18 protein-coding genes and 1 other RNA gene are annotated in these 17512 nt (G+C 46.9%); 8 read left to right on the top strand and 11 right to left on the bottom strand.

Features of this window, described 5'->3' with window-relative positions; all coding sequences use genetic code 11:
- Nucleotides 1-3 precede the first annotated feature (3 nt).
- Together EE116_RS05220 and ssrA are read left to right on the top strand one after the other, a co-directional pair.
- Nucleotides 4-411, top strand: a complete 408-nt coding sequence (locus EE116_RS05220) for an Hpt domain-containing protein (RefSeq protein ID WP_122873527.1) — start codon at nucleotides 4-6, stop codon at nucleotides 409-411.
- Between the two features lie 66 nt (nucleotides 412-477).
- Nucleotides 478-835, top strand: a transfer-messenger RNA (tmRNA) gene (gene ssrA / locus EE116_RS05215).
- A 291-nt stretch (nucleotides 836-1126) separates the two neighbouring features.
- Here the strand turns inward: ssrA and EE116_RS05210 are convergent.
- The 8 genes from EE116_RS05210 to EE116_RS05175 all read right to left on the bottom strand — a co-directional run bounded on the left by EE116_RS05210 (nucleotide 1127) and on the right by EE116_RS05175 (nucleotide 9012).
- Entirely contained in the window at nucleotides 1127-1846 is a 720-nt protein-coding gene (locus tag EE116_RS05210; RefSeq protein WP_122873526.1) for a fumarate reductase iron-sulfur subunit, read from the bottom strand.
- Nucleotides 1839-3857: a fumarate reductase flavoprotein subunit gene (locus EE116_RS05205; protein WP_122873525.1), complete on the bottom strand. Its 2019-nt coding sequence runs from the start codon at nucleotides 3855-3857 to the stop codon at nucleotides 1839-1841. Before EE116_RS05205 ends, EE116_RS05210 begins: the two co-directional genes overlap by 8 nt.
- An 18-nt stretch (nucleotides 3858-3875) precedes the next feature.
- Nucleotides 3876-4574: a fumarate reductase cytochrome b subunit gene (locus EE116_RS05200; RefSeq protein ID WP_122873524.1), complete on the bottom strand. Its 699-nt coding sequence runs from the start codon at nucleotides 4572-4574 to the stop codon at nucleotides 3876-3878.
- A 105-nt stretch (nucleotides 4575-4679) separates the two neighbouring features.
- Nucleotides 4680-5495, bottom strand: coding sequence for a prolipoprotein diacylglyceryl transferase (lgt, locus tag EE116_RS05195; RefSeq protein WP_122873523.1), 816 nt, complete (start codon nucleotides 5493-5495; stop codon nucleotides 4680-4682).
- Nucleotides 5492-6049, bottom strand: a complete 558-nt coding sequence (locus EE116_RS05190) for a hypothetical protein (RefSeq protein WP_122873522.1) — start codon at nucleotides 6047-6049, stop codon at nucleotides 5492-5494. Before EE116_RS05190 ends, lgt begins: the two co-directional genes overlap by 4 nt.
- A 49-nt stretch (nucleotides 6050-6098) precedes the next feature.
- Entirely contained in the window at nucleotides 6099-8258 is a 2160-nt protein-coding gene (locus EE116_RS05185) for a heavy metal translocating P-type ATPase (RefSeq protein ID WP_122873521.1), read from the bottom strand.
- On the bottom strand, nucleotides 8258-8461 hold the full coding sequence (locus EE116_RS05180) for a heavy-metal-associated domain-containing protein (RefSeq protein ID WP_002953060.1): 204 nt from the start codon (nucleotides 8459-8461) through the stop codon (nucleotides 8258-8260). The genes EE116_RS05185 and EE116_RS05180 overlap by 1 nt, the downstream gene beginning before the upstream one ends.
- On the bottom strand, nucleotides 8458-9012 hold the full coding sequence (locus tag EE116_RS05175) for a GNAT family N-acetyltransferase (protein ID WP_122873520.1): 555 nt from the start codon (nucleotides 9010-9012) through the stop codon (nucleotides 8458-8460). The genes EE116_RS05180 and EE116_RS05175 overlap by 4 nt, the downstream gene beginning before the upstream one ends.
- A gap of 117 nt (nucleotides 9013-9129) precedes the next feature.
- Here EE116_RS05175 and EE116_RS05170 point away from each other — a divergent pair, with 117 nt between their 5' ends.
- The 3 genes from EE116_RS05170 to EE116_RS05160 all read left to right on the top strand — a co-directional run bounded on the left by EE116_RS05170 (nucleotide 9130) and on the right by EE116_RS05160 (nucleotide 11832).
- Nucleotides 9130-9837, top strand: coding sequence for a YebC/PmpR family DNA-binding transcriptional regulator (locus tag EE116_RS05170; protein ID WP_122873519.1), 708 nt, complete (start codon nucleotides 9130-9132; stop codon nucleotides 9835-9837).
- A gap of 14 nt (nucleotides 9838-9851) precedes the next feature.
- Nucleotides 9852-10346, top strand: a complete 495-nt coding sequence (locus EE116_RS05165; protein ID WP_122873518.1) for a peptidylprolyl isomerase — start codon at nucleotides 9852-9854, stop codon at nucleotides 10344-10346.
- Between the two features lie 115 nt (nucleotides 10347-10461).
- Complete coding sequence (locus EE116_RS05160) at nucleotides 10462-11832, top strand: cation:dicarboxylate symporter family transporter (RefSeq protein ID WP_122873517.1); 1371 nt, start codon at nucleotides 10462-10464, stop codon at nucleotides 11830-11832.
- A 49-nt stretch (nucleotides 11833-11881) separates the two neighbouring features.
- Here the strand turns inward: EE116_RS05160 and EE116_RS05155 are convergent, their stop codons facing one another.
- A complete protein-coding gene (locus EE116_RS05155; RefSeq protein ID WP_122873516.1) occupies nucleotides 11882-12592 on the bottom strand; it encodes a DUF6882 domain-containing protein in 711 nt (236 codons plus the stop codon).
- Between the two features lie 136 nt (nucleotides 12593-12728).
- Between EE116_RS05155 and pepT the strand changes: the two genes are divergently transcribed.
- Nucleotides 12729-13964: a peptidase T gene (gene pepT / locus EE116_RS05150; protein WP_122873515.1), complete on the top strand. Its 1236-nt coding sequence runs from the start codon at nucleotides 12729-12731 to the stop codon at nucleotides 13962-13964.
- Between the two features lie 384 nt (nucleotides 13965-14348).
- A complete protein-coding gene (locus tag EE116_RS05145; RefSeq protein ID WP_122873514.1) occupies nucleotides 14349-14918 on the top strand; it encodes a tetratricopeptide repeat protein in 570 nt (189 codons plus the stop codon).
- A gap of 191 nt (nucleotides 14919-15109) precedes the next feature.
- Here EE116_RS05145 and dcuC read toward each other — a convergent pair whose 3' ends face one another.
- Nucleotides 15110-16417: a C4-dicarboxylate transporter DcuC gene (gene dcuC, locus EE116_RS05140; RefSeq protein ID WP_122873513.1), complete on the bottom strand. Its 1308-nt coding sequence runs from the start codon at nucleotides 16415-16417 to the stop codon at nucleotides 15110-15112.
- A gap of 1 nt (nucleotide 16418) precedes the next feature.
- Between dcuC and EE116_RS05135 the strand changes: the two genes are divergently transcribed.
- Entirely contained in the window at nucleotides 16419-16613 is a 195-nt protein-coding gene (locus EE116_RS05135) for a hypothetical protein (RefSeq protein ID WP_241091643.1), read from the top strand.
- Here the strand turns inward: EE116_RS05135 and pepE are convergent.
- Nucleotides 16610-17320: a dipeptidase PepE gene (pepE, locus tag EE116_RS05130; RefSeq protein WP_122873511.1), complete on the bottom strand. Its 711-nt coding sequence runs from the start codon at nucleotides 17318-17320 to the stop codon at nucleotides 16610-16612. The two genes, EE116_RS05135 and pepE, sit on opposite strands and share 4 nt — an antisense overlap.
- Between the last annotated feature and the right edge of the window lie 192 nt (nucleotides 17321-17512).

The raw sequence follows: 17512 nt of genomic DNA, 5'->3' as shown, positions 1-17512 counted from the left end.
TAAATGGGAATACTAAGAAGCCTTGAGATAGACTACTCTTACGACATCGTGGAGGAGTTTTTGTCGCATTACTCCTTGATGTGCGATCTGATGGAACCACTCATCATAGGGCTCACCAGACCGGATAGGTATAGTGGCTATATCGGCGAGCTTTTTAGAATTTTTCATAATATTAAGTCTGCTGCAGGCTTTATGAAGCTTGATCCTATATTAAAATTAACTACGCTAGCAGAGGAAATTTGCGGCGAAGCAAGGGAACTACAAGGGCCCGCAAACGATGACTTTGTAGACTGGTTGCTTTTGTTGAGCGACCAGTTTAATAGATACAAAAACGATATAGAAAACGATGCCGAGTTTTTCAGTCTGTTGGACGCCAATATCGTAAAAATCCCTCAAAAACTAGACGTTTGACAAAAAATACAAAAAATAATATAATCCACAACCTTTAAAACGAGGCTAAATTTAGCCTATTCTTACGGGAGCGACTTGGCTTCGACAGGAGCAGAGCGGTCACGGTGGCACGTCGCTTTGAGCAAAGCGTAAAAAGCTCAAATAAATTTAAACGCAAACAACGTTAACTACGCTCCTGCTTACGCTAAAGCTGCGTAAGTTCAGTTGAGCCTCGCCTAGTCCGATACTAGCTAAGATAACAGCGAGTAACCCTAGCTAGCGTAGGTTGGCGGCCTGACGAGCTGCTAGCCGAAATCTTGTCTTAGTCTAAAATAAGGTTTTGGAAAGTGAGCCCTTTTAGATGAAATTTTCACTTTTGCTAAACGTGTAGAGGCTGCGATCGGTTTGTTTTTGGACAGGGGTTCGATCCCCCTCGCTTCCACCAAGTGTCATTTTATAATATTTCAAAATCTACTAAAACACAAATTTAAAGACATTTTTACCTTTATCATACTTTTAAAAAATAAGCCCGATCAGACCAAAGATGCTACTATCAAATCAAATTTTTATTAAAGCAAAATTTGGCGTTTTTGTATGTCCATGTTTTTCAAAAAATCACATACGGCATAGATCATCAAAATTTAAATAAATTTGACAATAAAAATTTGAGAGAAGTAAAATAGAAATAGAAGTAAAATTTGAAGTTAAATTTAAAAGGGGTCCTAAGACCCCTTGGCTACTTTATTACAGCCATCTTTCTGCGCATATATGCGATCCTGCTTTGAAGTGGAAGGTGTTTAGGGCAGTTATCCTCGCAGCCTAGCAAAGTCATACAGCCAAACACGCCGTCATCGTCGCCGATAAGCTCGTAAAAGTCCTCGTCGGTTCGCTTATCAAGCGCGTCGATTTTAAATCTAGCTACGCGGTTAAGTCCGACCGCACCGATGAAATCAGGCCTCATGATAGCCGTACCGCACGCAGCTACGCAGATACCACACTCGATGCAGCGGTCAAGCTCAAATACCTCTTGCGCGACTTCAGGCTCGACTTTTTCCTCAAGCTTGGAGATATCGGTCTCGTGGTCTGTGTGTATCCAGCTCTCCACGCGCTTACTCATCGCATTCATCCAGTTGCCGGTGTCTACGCTTAAGTCTTTTAGTAACTTAAATACTGGCAAAGGCATAAGCTCGATCACGCCGCCTGGATAGTCTTTAGTTAGCGTACGGCAAGCAAGCTTTGGCGTACCGTTAACTAGCATACCGCAGCTTCCGCAGATACCGGCGCGGCAAACGAAGTCAAAGCTAAGATCCGGGTCAAATTTCTCGCGAATTTGATTTAACGCTATAAAAAGCGTCATGCCGTCGGTTTCTTCTAGCTCGTAGGTCGCGAAATGCGGCTTTGAAATTTTGCTTAACGGATTATATTTAAATGCTTTTATGGTTATTTTTCTACTCATATCCTATTCCTGCTCTTTCGTTTGGTGCTTTATATTTAGGCTGAAGATCATAGTGCATTAGCGCTTCTTGGATCTCATATCTGCCTTTGCCTTCGGCTTCCATTTTGGCGCGGATCTCATCGACCTGCGCTTGGCGCACGGCGCTATCCGGGTGCTCGATGATGTTGCCCTTAGCTCCGTATCCGCGGAATGCCGGCGGAATTTCCATTTTCATAATATCAAGCGGCTCATACACGATAGTCGGTAGCGTATCGCCCTCTTTCCAGCTAGTTAGAGTTCTGTTTAGCCAGTTTAGGTCGTCGCGTTTCGGATAGTCTTCGCGGTAGTGCGCTCCGCGGCTCTCGGTGCGATCAAGCGCGCCTTTTGCGATACAAAGGGCCAGTTTTAGCATCTTTGGTACGCGGTAGGCTTCCTCAAGCTCAGGGTTGCCAAATAGTGCTTTGTTTGCGACTTTAACGTCTAAAGATTGTTTATAAAGCTCTTCTAGCTCTTTTACCGCTACGGCTAGACCTTCACCCGTTCTAAAGATCGCCACGTGCTCCCACATGATATCTTTCATCTTATTTTTTATCTCAAATACGTTAAATTTGCCCTCTTTTTCGACAAGGCTCTTTAGATAGTCTTCCTCTTTTTTAACGAATTTTTCGATGTCGTTAGTATTTATCTCGATCTCGTGGCTACCGCAGTAGTCAGCAAAATAATCACCCACGATCATGCCTGCGACGACCGTTTCCGAAACAGAGTTACCGCCTAGACGGTTAAATCCGTGCATATCCCAGCATGCTGCCTCGCCGGCGCTAAATAGACCCGCTAGCGTCGGGCTCTCGCCTGTAGGCTTAGTTTTTATGCCGCCCATTGAGTAGTGCTGCATAGGCAGGATCGGCGCCCAGCCTTTACCGCGCTGACGTCCGTTCTCGTCAGTATATACTTCGGTATCGGCAGGATCGATGCCGTTAAAGATTTCGCAAATTTCTTGAACGTCGCGTAAGTTTTTCTCGATATGCTCGCGTCCAAGGATCGAGATATCTAGCCAAACGTGCTCGGCGTAAGGGCCTTTTACACCTTTACCTTTTTTAATATGCTCCATGATGCGGCGGCTTACGACGTCGCGGCTAGCTAGTTCTTTCTTCTCAGGTTCGTAGTCGGGCATAAAGCGATATCCATCCACATCGCGTAAAATTCCGCCGTCGCCGCGGCAACCTTCTGTTAGCAAGATACCGCTCGGAACGATCGGAGTCGGGTGAAACTGCACCGCTTCCATGTTTCCTAGTTGCGCTACGCCCGTCTCAAGAGCGATAGCAGCGCCAATACCTTCACAAACTACGGCGTTTGTGGTGTGTTTATAGACCCTACCGTAGCCGCCCGTAGCGATCAATGTGCCTTTTGCGACGTATGCCGTGATCTCGCCATTTACCAGATCGCGAACGATCGCGCCATAACAGCGGTTGTTTGCGTGGATTAGCGCGATAGCTTCTTTTCTATCGTGGATTTCGACGTTATGTTTTAGCGCTTCGTTTGCTACGGCAAAAAGCATCGTGTGACCCGTAGCATCCGCCGTAAAGCAGGTTCTCCATTTTTTAGTTCCGCCAAAGTCGCGACTGTGGATTAGTCCATGGACTTCTTCTTTTTCTACGATAGTCGTTTTTTGAGCGTTGATGATAGCGCTTCTCTCGCCTTTTGTGATACGAGTCCAAGGCACGCCCCAAGCCGCTAGCTCGCGGATCGCCTTAGGCGCGGTTTGACAAAACATACGTGCAACTTGCTGGTCGCAGCCCCAGTCGCTACCTTTTACCGTGTCGGCAAAGTGTACGTCCTCGTTGTCGCCTTCGCTCATTTTTGAATTTCCCAAAGAGGCTTGCATGCCGCCTTGTGCAGCCGCAGAGTGCGAGCGCTTAACGGGAATTAGGCTTAAAACTACCGTACTTAGCCCCTTTTCTCCAGCGGCAACGGCAGCGCGAAGCCCCGCTAGACCGCCTCCGATAACCAATGCATCATAATATTTTACGTTCATTTTTTAAAGCTCCTTTTCCTAAAGACTGATCCACACGAAATCGGCGATCAGCGCGATGACCGCGAGCACTCCAAAAACCGCAAATATCGCTGTTTTGGCTTTATTTCTTTTTGCGAACATCTCTTGTTTGTTTACTCCGTCGATGCTTATCCATTTTACGTATAGGCGGTACATTCCCACGCTAGCGTGAACGACCATAAATACAAGTAAAGCGAAGTAAAAAATTTCTAGTTGATGAAATGCAGCCGCTGATTTATCGGCAGTGATGTGTCCGCCGAAGATTATATCGACTAGGTGCGCGCTAGCTGCGAAAAATAGAGCAAAACCGGTCAAAAACTGAAACCACCAAAGCGTAGTGTCAAGGTGCTTCATGCGGTCTTTGTGACCTCTAAACATGATGTATTGTCTATAGTTTGCAGGGAATTTTCTCATCGCTAAAAATGCGTGAGCGATAAAAACGACGAATATTACCGCAGCGATAACGTTAGTGATCCACCACGTAGCCTCGCCGAATAAAAATTTAGCCTCCGCAAAACCTACAACGGCGTTAAATGCGCCTTTGCCGAATAAAATGGTAGAGGTAAATACCATGTGGCACAAAATAAAACAGGCCAAAATCAGTCCCGTTATACTTTGCCATCTGTCCCAAACGGCAGGAGTACGACTTTTTTTCGTATCCGCTTGCCTACCCAAGAAGCCCTCGATTAGCCCACTCATGAGCCCTCCTATAAAATTGAGATAAGTTATCATAACTTAAAAGAAAATTAAATTATGACACTATAAAAACGGCGTAATAGTATCGTAAATTACTTTAAAAACCTTTTAAAACTTTGTATATTTTTTATTTAAGATAAGATAAAGGAAAATACCGCATGCAAACATCAATAAAGATAGTATTTGCCCCATAGAAAAATTTAAAAATACAAAGCCGATCCCAAAATCAGGCTCTCTAAAGAACTCGCATACAAACCTAGCAAAGGTATAAAGTATGGCATAAAGAGCGATAAGTTCGCCGTCAAATTTTTTAAATTTTCTATAAACAAAAAGGATAGCAAAAACTGCAAGCCCCTCCAAAACGGCTTCGTAAATTTGCGATGGATGGCGCATCTGTCCTGCGACGTTGATCGCCCATGAGACGTCCGTGATACGACCGAAAAGCTCTTGATTTAAAAAATTTCCGATGCGACCGAAAAAATATCCAAGCGGGATGCTAAGCGCGACGAGGTCTAAAAGCTGCCACAAATTTTGCTTAAATTTACGGCAAAAAGCCCATGTCGCTATCAAAAACCCGACCACCGCGCCGTGATAGCTCATACCGCGAATGCCGACAAATTCACCGTTGTGAAAGGGGTTAAAAATCTGCCAAGGATGAGTGAGATAATAAGCGGTATTTGGATCATAAATGACGATGTAGCCCAGCCTCGCGCCCAGTATCACGCCGATTTCCACCCAAAAGAAATAATTATCAAGCATCGAATTTGAAATTTGCATATTATCGCGCTTGACGATAAATTTAGCCACCCCGAGCGCCACGAGCAGCGCCAGGACGTACATTATCCCGTACCAGTGCACCTTGATGCCAAACAGCTCAAACGCGACCGGATCGAAATTTATATAAAAGTCGTTCCACCAACTCATCTAGGTACGACTTTGACTTTTAGCGTATTTTCTATGCCGTTCGCAAAATCCTCGAAAAGATACCCCATCGCGCGATAAAATTTACTTTTTGCTTCGTTTTGCAGGACCGGGGCTAGCTTTTTAGCGTAGGGTAGCAGATACGAGCTTAGTAAAACGCCCAGAATTTCCTTCGTTAGCTCGTCTTGTTTTAGCTCGACGACGGAGGAGAAAAACGAAAGCTCGTTTGTTGCGCTATCAAGCGCGCTGACATTTAAATTCGGGCTAAATTTACATTTTTTATAAAAGCCCTCCAGGCGCGCCTTATCGCCCTCGAAAAAAAACTCCGCGTTAAAATATTTTTTCAAATTTGCGAAGTCTTTCGCGATCTCTTCTATACTCTCGCCTTTTACCGACTCCTCGTATAGCTCGCGCCCCTTGGCGTTTGCTTCGCTGTCGTTTGTTATTATCCATTTCGGATTTTTATTTAGCTCGCTAAAAAGCTTCGTGCTCGGCGGCAAAGCGAAATTTAACGCAAATATTCTTGCGATCACGGCATAAAATTTACCCAAATTCATCATTTTCCTTTGTATTTTTTGCGGGATTTTACAAAATTTAGGCTAAATTTTAGATTTGTTTAAATCGTAATCTGATCGAATTTAACACGACCGTGACCGAGCTAAAGCACATCGCCGCAGCCCCGTAAACAGGCGTTAGCATGAGTCCTAACGGCGCTAAAACTCCGGCCGCGACGGGGATGCAAACGGCGTTATAAACAAACGCCCAAAACAAATTTTGCCTTATCGTTTTCATTGTTTCTCTGGCTAAATTTATCGTAGAAACCGCGCTTTTTAGGTCATTTTTTACTAGCACTATGTCGCCGGCCTCTTTTGCGATGTCCGCGCCGCTACTCATCGCGATGCCGGCATTTGCTTGTTTTAGCGGTGCGGCGTCGTTGATACCGTCGCCGACAAACAGCACCGCACCCTCTTCTTGCAGGCGTTTTATGGTTTCAAATTTTTCATTAGGCAACATACCGGCAAAGACCTTTTCTACGCCTAGCTTGCACGCTACGTTTTTAGCGGTGAAGGCGTTATCCCCGGTTAGCATCACCGGCGTTACGCCGGCGCTTTTTAGGCTTTGCATAGCCTGCACGGCGTCGTCCTTTACCCTGTCGCTAAGCGCTATAAATCCAACGTAAATTTTATCCACGGCTGCGAGTATTACGCCGTTTCCTTCGTTTTGTGCTTTGGCAATTTGCTCTTTGGCCTGCGCGCTTATCTCCACGCCAAGCTCGCTCAAAAATGCCTCGTTGCCTGCTATCACGCTATCATCGTCGCTCTTTACGCCGCGTCCCGCGATATTTTCAAAGCCCTTTTCGTCGCCTAAAATTTTAAGCCCTAGCTCGTTTGCGTATCTAACGATAGCAGTTGATATCGGGTGCGAGCTTTTGGCCTCTAGCGCGGCGATTTTGGCTAAATTTTCATCGTTTATATCGGTAAAATTTACCGAAATTTCGCCCTTAGTTAGCGTGCCAGTTTTATCAAATACCGCGTATTTCACGCCGCCAAGAACCTCTAAAACTTCGGGATTTTTGATGAGGATTCCGTTTTTAGCGCCTAGAGATAGCGAGGAGACGATAGCTATCGGGGTAGCTAACCCCAGCGCGCAAGGACACGAGATAATCAGCACGCAAACCGCGCTTAGCACGCCTTGCAGCGCATTTCCCGTAAGCGCAAACCACGCAAAAAACGTAACGACGGCGATAGCGATCACGCTAGGCACGAAGATATTTGCCACGCGGTCGGCAAAGCGGCTAATAGGCATCTTTTTGCTCGACGCGTCGCTTAAGAGTTCTAAAATTTGCGACAAAAGCGTCTGGCTAGCGAGCTTTGTAACCTTTACGTTGATGTAGCCGTTTAAATTTATAGTTCCGGCATTAACCTCGTCGCCTTGTTTCTTGTAGACGGGCAGGCTCTCGCCCGTTAGCATCGAGGTATCGATCTCTGCGCCGCCGTTTATCACGACTCCGTCGCAAGGCACCGCGTAGCCACTCTTTACGACCGCGATGTCGCCTATTTTTAGGCTCACGGCATCCACTTCCAGCGCGCTGCCGTCTTTTTGTAGTACGAGAGCGGTCTTTGGCGACATATTCATGAGAGATTTTATATAATCGCCTGCCCGAGCTTTTGAGCGCTCTTCTAAAAATTTACCCAGCAGCACGAAAGCCGTTATCATAGCCGCGCCCGAGACGTAGAGGTGGCGCATGTTTTCAGGTAGGCGCTCGCCCGCGATAAAAACTCCCATCGAGTACGCAAGCGCCGTGCTTGTTCCCAGCGCGACGAGTACGTTCATGTCGAAGTTTTTGTTTTTCAGCGCGCCGTAAGCATGGATGAAAAAATCCCGCCCGCACGTAGCTATCGTAATAAAGGCAAGTGCCAGCATGATAGCTGATTTTGCCACACTTGGCTGCTCGCTCATCTCAATCGCCATGATCACCGCGCTAAAAGCTGCAGCGGCTAGGAAATTTCGGCGTAAATTTAAAATATGTTTCTCGCGTTTGGCTTCAAATTCCGCCAAATCTTTGGCCACGCCGTAGCCTAGTTTTTTTATTTTTTCCTCTATCGCGGCTTGCACTTCGGCGCTTTCTATGATAAATTCACCCGAGCCGTTTGCAAAGCTGACCTTCGCATCTATCACGCCCGAGATCTTTTTAGTTACGCGCTCGATGGCGTTTGAGCAGTTTACGCAGGTCATGCCCGCGATGTTTAGTTTGATATTTTGCATCAAATTTTCCCTATGACGCTAAATCCCAAATCATCCAGCTCCTCTTTAAATTTCGCCTCGTCCTTGCCGTCTAAATTTACGCTCACGACCCTTGGTTCTACGCTTAGATCGACCTTTATCTCGCCGTATTCATCACCAAGAGCGTTTTTTATGGTGTTTGCGCAGTTTTCGCAGTGGATGTTAGCAACCTTAAATTTAGTCATTTTATCTCCTTTATCATGTGGTAGTATTTGTGAGAATTTATGATCATTTCGCAGTCGGTCTCAAAGCCCAAACGCTCGTAAAAAGCCATGGTTTTAGGCTTTTTTTCATCGACGATGAGAGCTACTTTTTTGATATTTCGTTTTGGCGCGAGGGTAAAGATAAATTTGATCAGCTCTTTTGCTATACCTCGTCCGCGAAATCTCTCGTCCACGGCGAGACTATCGATATATAGCTCGTCCGCGAAGCACTCGGTCTGCGGAAATTCGCTTAAACCGAGCGTTTGCAAATGCGTCCTAATAGGCCCATCTAGCGCATCGATCTCGCCTCCGTCGTAAGCGCAAATCGCCCCCGCGATCTCGCCGTCAAATTTGAAAACAAAAACGTTGTTGTAGCTTAGGCGGTTTATCTCGCTTCTAAAAAATTTATGCAAAATTTCATCGCTCTTAACGGGGTCGCTCACGCCGCTAAGCGTAAATGCGATGTCCTCCATGGCTAAATTTAACAGCTCTATGCAGCGCGCGGCGTCGTCTTTTCGGGCATTTAAAATCATACGCGGATTATAGGACTTAAAGCTAAATTTTTTGCTAATACGCTCAAAACCTCGTATTTTTAAAAAAATGCAAAATTTTTTTAGATATAATTGGGCAAAAATTTTTAAAGGAACGAAATGGGACGAGCGTTTGAATATAGGCGCGCCGCGAAGGAAGCGCGCTGGGACAAGATGAGCAAGGTTTTTCCAAAACTCGCAAAAGCCATAACCGTGGCAGCTAAAGAGGGCGGCACCGAGCCTGATATGAACCCGAAACTTCGCGCCGCGATAGCTGCAGCCAAGGCGCAAAATATGCCAAAAGACAACATCGATGCGGCGATAAAACGCGCCAGCGGCAAGGATAGCGCGGATATCAAGACTATCTTTTACGACGGCAAGGGTGCGCACGGCGTGCAGATCATCGTCGAGTGTGCTACTGATAACCCGACTCGCACGGTCGCTAACGTCAAGGCGATATTTAGTAAAAACGGCGGCGAAATCCTGCCTAGCGGAAGCTTAAATTTCATGTTTACGAGAAAGAGCGTTTTCGAGCTTGATATGCCAGCAAAAGAGCTTGACGAGATCGAGCTAGAGCTCATCGACTTTGGTCTAACCGAGATCGAGGAAGAAGACGGCGTGCTCTATATCTACGGCGATTACGCAAGCTTTGGCACGATAAGCGAAGGCATCGAAAAGCTAGGACTAGAGGCTAAAAAAGCAAGCCTGCAGTACATCGCAAACTCGCCGGTAAGCCTAGACGAAGAGCAAATGAACGAACTAGAAAAGCTACTCGATAAGCTCGAGGACGACGACGACGTACAAGCGGTTTATACAAATATCGAATAAATTTAAGGAACAAAATGAGAAACGACGAACTAAAAATCTACGACATCGACGCGGCCGAGCTTGCTAAGCTCAAATTTGCCGTGATCCACACCGAAAAAGGCGATATGAAGCTCGAGCTCTACGGCGACGAAGCGCCGCAAGCGGTGACGAATTTCGCGCACCTAGCCAAAAGCGGCTTTTACGATGGGCTAAATTTCCACCGCGTGATCCCAAATTTCGTGATCCAGGGCGGCTGCCCGCACGGCACGGGAATCGGTGGACCGGGCTGGCGCATCAAATGCGAGTGCGTAGGCCAAAAACACAAGCATAAACGCGGAGCGCTATCTATGGCGCACGCCGGACGCGATACGGGCGGCAGTCAGTTTTTCGTCTGCCACAGCGCGCAGCCGCACCTTGACGGCGTACATACGGTGTTTGGACAGATCGTGGACGAGCCGAGCCTAAAGACTCTAGATAGCGTCAGGCAAGGCGATAAGATAAACTCGATCGAAATTTTAGAGAGTTTGTAAAATTTGATGAAATTTGCGGCGGCGGGTAAAATTTGACCAAAATCGCCGCGATTTTATCTTTTTATATAAATTTATTTGTTAAAATAGCTTTTTAATAATTTTTAAAGGACACCTCTTGAACCCAAGCGTTTCAAACGCGGCAAAACCGCAAAAACCTTTTCTTATTAGAATGTTTACCAACCTCGCGTTTTGGGTCGTTTTCGGCATCATCGCCGGTATCGCGGTCGGTATGATTTTCCCCGACCTAGGCATCGCGAGCAAGCCGGGCATCGACTACTTTATCAAAGCTTTAAAAGCGCTCATAGGACCAATTATCTTCCTCACGATCGTCTCAGGCATCATTGGACTTGAGAGTATGAAGGAACTGGGCTCTATCGGACTTAAGGGTTTTATCTACTTTGAGGTCGTTAGCACCATAGCGCTTGCCGTGGGTATAATCTTTGGCGAGACGCTAAGGCCGGGTCACGATATGCACCTTGACTACACGCAACTTGACGCCTCTAGCGTAGAAAAATTTACGAGCCAAGCCTCAAATATAGACGCAAATAGCGGAATTTTAGCGCATACGCTTCATATTTTACGCGGCGCTGTACCGGTTGACGGTATCTTCCCTTACGTGCATCTACTTGATCCGTTTATCAAATCAAACACGCTTCAGGTGCTATTTTTGGCGATCGTTACGGCTGTTGCGATCTCGTTTTTAAAGCACGACTACAAAAAGAAGATCCTAAAACCGCTTGAAATCGTTCAGCACTGGGTGCTAAAACTGCTTACGATTTTGATGCTATTTAGCCCGGTTGCGGCATTTTCAGCGATGGCGTTTTTGATCGGCAAATTCGGCATTAACTCACTTTTAGGTATGCTTGAGCTACTTTTCGTTATGGCGATTGCAAGCTTATTTTTTATATTCGTCGTTCTGGGTATAATTTGCTATTTTGCAAAGGTTAATATCTTTAAATTTATGCGCTTCATCGCAAAAGAAGTCCTGATCGTGTTTGCGACGAGCTCCTCGGAGACCGCGCTAGCTCCGCTCATGCAAAAGCTCGAAGCAGCTGGCATCCACAGGGGCGCGGTCGGACTCATCATACCGACTGGATATTCGTTTAACCTCGACTGCACGAACATCTACCTATCGCTTAGCGTTATTTTCCTCGCTCAAGCCTTCGATATCCCGCTAACAATCGAGCATTTGATACAAATTCTCGTCATCTTGATGGTAACGAGCAAGGGCGCCGTCGGCGTCACGGGCTCTGGATTTATCATACTTGCCGGTACGCTTGCCGCGCTTCCTAGCGCAGGTATTCCTGTCGTTACGGTTGCAGTGCTGCTTGGCGTGGATAAATTTATGTCCGAGATGCGCGCGGTCGGAAACCTCTGCGGTAACGCCGTAGGCTGCCTAATCATCTCAATCTGGGATAAAAAAGTAGATATGGAGAAATTCCGCTACGCCCTCGATCATCCGGACGAGTTTCACTTCCATTCGTAAATTTAAGGCGGTGGGCTTTTAGCTCATCGCCTCGCTCAAACTACCCAAATTAAAATTCGTATTTAAACTCCGAAATCCTGCCCTTATCGTCAAATTTAATAAAAAGCTCTTTTTCGAATTTAGCTACGATTTCGTCTTTGCCTTTTTTAAAAAATCCGCCCTTTTCGACGTTTTCATCAAATTTGACTCCGTTAAATTCCAAAAAGCTTTTGATAAAAATTTTGTGATCGACGTCGTGATTTTGTATGCAGCCGCTTGCGATTTTAACAAACTCGTGCGCGCCAAGAGGCTCAAAAAGAGAGGCCGGCGCATCGGTGATCGCTACAAACGCGCAGCCCTTATCGTGCCTGCAGCCGTAGTAGCATAAATTTTCGCCCACAGCTCCGCATGCGGCGATGCAAAGCGTATGGCCGTTAAAGGTTTCATCAAGCTCAAAGCTAGGCTCGCTAAAAGCCTGCAAGTCCCACTCCGCCCCAGCGCGCAACACCTCCGCCGAAAATCGCGTCGCCTCCTCGCCAAAGTTATTTACGTTCGCGTGCCCCCACAGCCACGTGTCGCTCACGTTTGACTCGCTGCCGATAAACTGTATCTTGTAAATTTGATCGCCGAAAGCTATCTCGCAGCGATCAAAATCCACGTTCCAGCCGAGGTTGCCGACGATATCCGCAAATCTACCTTGCACCGCAGCCATCTTGCCCAGCGTCGCCGAAAACACCTGATGAAAGTCCGAAAAGTCGCCTACGTAGCGTAAATTTCGCATTTTTGCTCCTTTAAATTTAGTTTGCGAATTATACCGATTAAATTTTAAACTTGCCAAAAAATATTAAAATTTTATTTTAAGCTTAATTAAAAGATAGTATAATTTCATAAATTTTATCTCAAATTTAGGAGCAAACATGGACATAGTCGAGAGATTTTTACGCTATACGAAGATCAACACAACGACAAACCGCGAAGCGGGCGCGGCGGGCGTGATGCCTTCAAACCCTACCGAGCACGATCTAGCAAAGCTGATAGAAAGCGAGCTAAAAGAGCTTGGCCTGCAAAATATAAAAAGACGAGAAAACGCCATAACCACGGCCGTTTTGCCGTCAAACTCCTCTAAAAGGCTGCCGTCTGTGGCGTTTTTTGCGCACCTTGATACGAGCGCGGAGCAAAAAAACGACACGAAAGCGCAAATCGTGCGCTACGAGGGCGGCGATGTCACGCTAAACAAAGAGCTGGGCATAACGCTAAAGCAAAGCGAATTTCCAGAGCTTGCTAACTACGTCGGAGACGACCTCATCGTAACGGACGGCACCAGCCTGCTAGGTGCGGATGACAAGGCCGCGATCGCCGCCATCGTAAACGCCGCGCAGTTTTTCATACAAAACCCGCAAATAGAGCACGGCGACGTGACGTTTGGCTTTTTACCCGACGAGGAGCAAGGCCTGCGCGGAGCCAAGGCGCTTGATATCTCGGAGATAAAGGCCGATTTTGCTTACTGCCTGGACTGCTGCGGTATCGGCGAGCTGATTTACCAAAACTGGAACGCAGGCGACGCGGTCGTGACTTTTACCGGGCAGTCCGCGCACCCGATGAATGCCAAGGGCAAGCTGGTAAATTCATTGTTGCTCGCGCATAAATTTATCTCGATGCTACCGGGCGGCGAAGCACCCGAGTACACGGACGGCGTCGAGGGATACTACTGGGTCAAGGAGCTATCTGGCAACAGCGCAAAGACCGTGCTAAAGCTCGACGTTCGCGAATTTAACGAGGCAAAATACGCGCAGCGCATGGCGTTTTTACAAGATCTTTCCGACTCGTTTACTAAAATTTACGGCGCGCACAGAATTCAAATCAGTCTAAAAGACCGCTACAAAAACGTATTTAACTACCTAGCGGACGGCGAAAACAGCCTGCCCGTCGTCGCGGCAAAACAAGCCTACGCTCGGCTAAACATAGAGCCAAAAGTCATACCGATGCGAGGCGGCTACGACGGCGCCGTCATCTCGGAAAAAGGCATACCGTGCCCAAATCTCTTTACCGGCGCGCACAACTTTCACTCCATCTACGAATACCTGCCGGTAAAATCGCTACGCGCGGCCAGCAACGTCGTCTGCGAGATCGTAAAAATCATAGCAGAGAAATAAACCGGGTCAAATTTGAGGGCGAATTCGCTCTCAAATTGTAAAAGTCAAACTGAAATTTACGCGTTCTTTGAAAATGCCGGTTTTTAAATTTATGCGCTTTTTGGTAAGCGTGCTTTGCACTCAAATTTTTAGGCTACTTTTTTAAATTTGCGATCCGTAGCCGAGACAAATTTAGCTCGACTCACTCGGGCTTACGGCAGCGTTTTGCCCGCCCGAGCACCGTAAATCCGATCAGGGTCAAATTTCAACCGCCTCTTATCTTACGCTCCGAGACACGCCCCTTTACGGCGCTAGCCCAAATTTACGTAAAATTTAACCCGCTCGCCCGAATTTAAGCTCGCTTTGCGTAAAATGCGAAAGCAAATTTAAATAGGAGCAAATTTGATGAAAAAGATATTTTTACCGCTAATCGCGGCTTCGGTTTTGGCTGTCGGCGCCGACATAAACGCGTTGCAAAAGCAGTGCGACGGCGGAAACGGCGCAAGCTGCTACGAGCTTGGAGTTTTATACGATAACGGGCGAGATGGAGCCGTGCAAGACTATCAAAAGGCGGCCGAACTCTACTCAAAGGCGTGCAAGCTAGGTAGCGGCGCAGGCTGCTCAAATTTGGGCTTTTTATACGACAACGGAAGCGGTGTAGCGCAGGACGGCAAAAAAGCCGCCGAGCTTTACGCAAAGGCGTGCGATATGGGCGATGAGGCGGGCTGCTCAAATTTGGGCTTTGCCTACGCAAACGGACGCGGCATGAAGCAAGACTACGCAAAAGCTAGCGAATTTTACGCCAAAGCCTGCGACATGGGTAATGGCGGCGGATGCTACAACCTAGGCAACCTATACGCGCAAGGACGAGGCGTCAAAGAGGACGCAAATACGGCCGAAAAATACCTCAAAAAAGCGTGCGAAATGGAGCCCGAGCTAGCCTGCGACCGATATAAAAAATTTATCCAAAGATAGCACGGCCGCCTTTGCGCGGCAAATTTGACTCGGTAAATTTGATAGAAAAAGCGCTTGTTTGAGAGAAACGAGGTGTGCAAGGATTAAATTTAACTAATTTTCTAAAATTTAGAGATTTAAAAAAGGGTGACAAACGCCTTTCACGTAAAAAAGTCGGCAAGGCGCCGACTTTATCAAATTTAACTCTAAATTTAGAGCATAAAAAACGCTATAACACACACGGCTATCGCCATCGCAGGAGCCGTTCGCTTAGCTATCTCGACCGGGCTAACCATAGCTAGACCCGCGCACACGATCGCTGCACCCGCGATAGGAGACGACGAGCGGCCTAGCGCGCCAGAGATCGCAGCAGCCATACCTAGCTTATCCTGCGCGAAGCCAAGATCTGCGGCATGAACGGTGATAGCTTGGTTAAACGCCATCGTAGCGGCATCGCCAGAGCCGGTGACCGTACCCATGAGATACGGCACGAAAGTACCGCCGTAGCGCACGAACTCCTGAGAGTGCTTTAGCCACTCGGTGACCGCATCGATCGCGCCGCACGCCTTTAGACCCGCGACGAAAACGCCGGCGGCGATGATGATACCCATGACCTCAGCGTAGGCGCTACCCATACCGTTAAAAAACTCCTTGGTGATCTTTTCCGGGCTCGTCCACGTGATGAAAACCGCGATGATAGCGCCAAGGATCATAGCCTCGGCCACGCCCATCTTCGTCCATGCTAGCCATGAGATTTTATTTAAGCCGGTGCCGCCGACGACTAGGATAACTAGCGGGATGAGAGGCGCTAGAGCAAATAGCAAATTTACCTTCGTCTGCGTCGCTTCGCCGGCGTTGCTTGTAGATTTAGGCGAAAAATCCTGCCCTTTTTGATAATCTTTAAAGATAATCGCCGTCAAGCTAATCACGATCAAAACGACGATACCGGCGGCTACGGCGTTTGGAAACTGCACGCCGATGACGTCTTGGACGGTGTAGGCTTCGTTTGTCTTTTTAACCATGTCGGTTACGAAGATGTTGTGCGCAGAGCCCGGGCTTAGCACGCCGCCAAACGTACCGGCAAACACCGCCGCTCCCGCCATCGCAGGACGTACGCCAGAGGCCATCAAAAGCGGTATCATCGTAGCTCCCACCGCAGCCGAGCAGCCCGCAGCCGACGGTATCGCGATATTGATGAAATAAGTCAGCACGAATGTAGTCGGAATCAGCAAAAATCCGATATTTTTCATCGGCTTCGTAAGTAGCAAAACTAGGTGCTGGTCGCACTTAGTAACCTTCATAACGTAAGCAAAGCCCATGCTAGCGCAAATCGCCTTGATAAGCCCCGCCGAAGTCATCGACTTCGTAAAGCTCTCAAGCGCTCCGAGCGGATTTAGGCAGATGACGCAGAGTACGAGTCCCACGCCGATGAGCACGGTTTTGGTCTCTCTTTTTTTGACCAATAAAAACACGACGGCGATCAAGCCTATGACCGCACAGATTAGCTTAGCAGTAGCCATTTTGTCCCCTTTCGTTTTGTGTTTTATACCTGTTTCAAATTTGACTCAAATTTACGCCGTTTGGATTTTGCGCGCTAGTTTCGAGTCAAATTTAATCTTTTTATTTTTGTCGCCGATCGGTACCCAATCCAAATTTGAAAGCTTTTCTAAAACCGTTTCAAATTTGAAATTTGAGCCGCGAATCGAAAACGGCTAAAATTTAAAGCTATCTCCGACCTTTATGAGCTCGGTTTCTTTTTGATACGCCATTTTTAAAACGCAGCTTTCATCCATACCCATCACGGTCGCATTTTCGCCTTTTATCCTTAGAGCCGTGCCTTCAGGCAGCGCGTAGATCAGGCTTTTTTGATTTACTATCAAAAACTCCTCCAGCCTCTCCTCCCTGCTTTCGCCGTTATGTCCGGCGATCTTGCCGCTGATAAAATGCGGATTTATCTGATGCGGGAAGATATTTAACGCGTCAAAGCTCTTTGGCATGATGATAGGCATGTCGTTTGTCGTCATCATCGTGCTTCCCGCGACGTTTGCGCCCGCACTCCAGCCAAAATACGGCACTCCGGCCTCCACTCTTTGCCTGATAGCTTCGACTAAATCAAATTTATAAAGATAGTAAAGCAGTGCAAAGGTATTTCCGCCGCCGATGCAGATGGCTTTGGCCTCGGCTACGGCGCGTTTTGGATCGCTAAATTTATGGATGGACGCGATATTTTTGTATTCCAGGCAGTCGATGACCTTTTGCTCGTACTCGTCGTTTGTGCGGCGAACTCCTGCATACGGGATGAAAAGCACCTGCTCGTCCCAAACCTCGCACTCTTTTAAAAAGTCGTATATCCAGTTTTTACAGTGCTTAAGATAGCCCGTATCCTTGTAGCTTGAGCTGCTTAAAAGCAAGGCTTGCTTCATAAAATCCTCCTAAATTTACAGATTTCATATTCTTAAAACTCAAAAAAGTAATTTAAAATATAAAAATAATATAAAAATTTTTTTTAAATAAAAACTTTAAAACTATATGCTAATAGAGCTTAAAAACCGATAAAAAGTGATAATATTATGAGATTAAATAATATATTTGTTAAAAACCGTTCCGCTAAATTT

The sequence above is a fragment of the Campylobacter showae genome (assembly GCF_900573985.1).
GTDB lineage: Bacteria > Campylobacterota > Campylobacteria > Campylobacterales > Campylobacteraceae > Campylobacter_A > Campylobacter_A showae_E.
The sequence above is the reverse complement of the archived record's forward strand: the minus strand, read 5'-3'. Positions and strand labels throughout refer to the sequence as shown.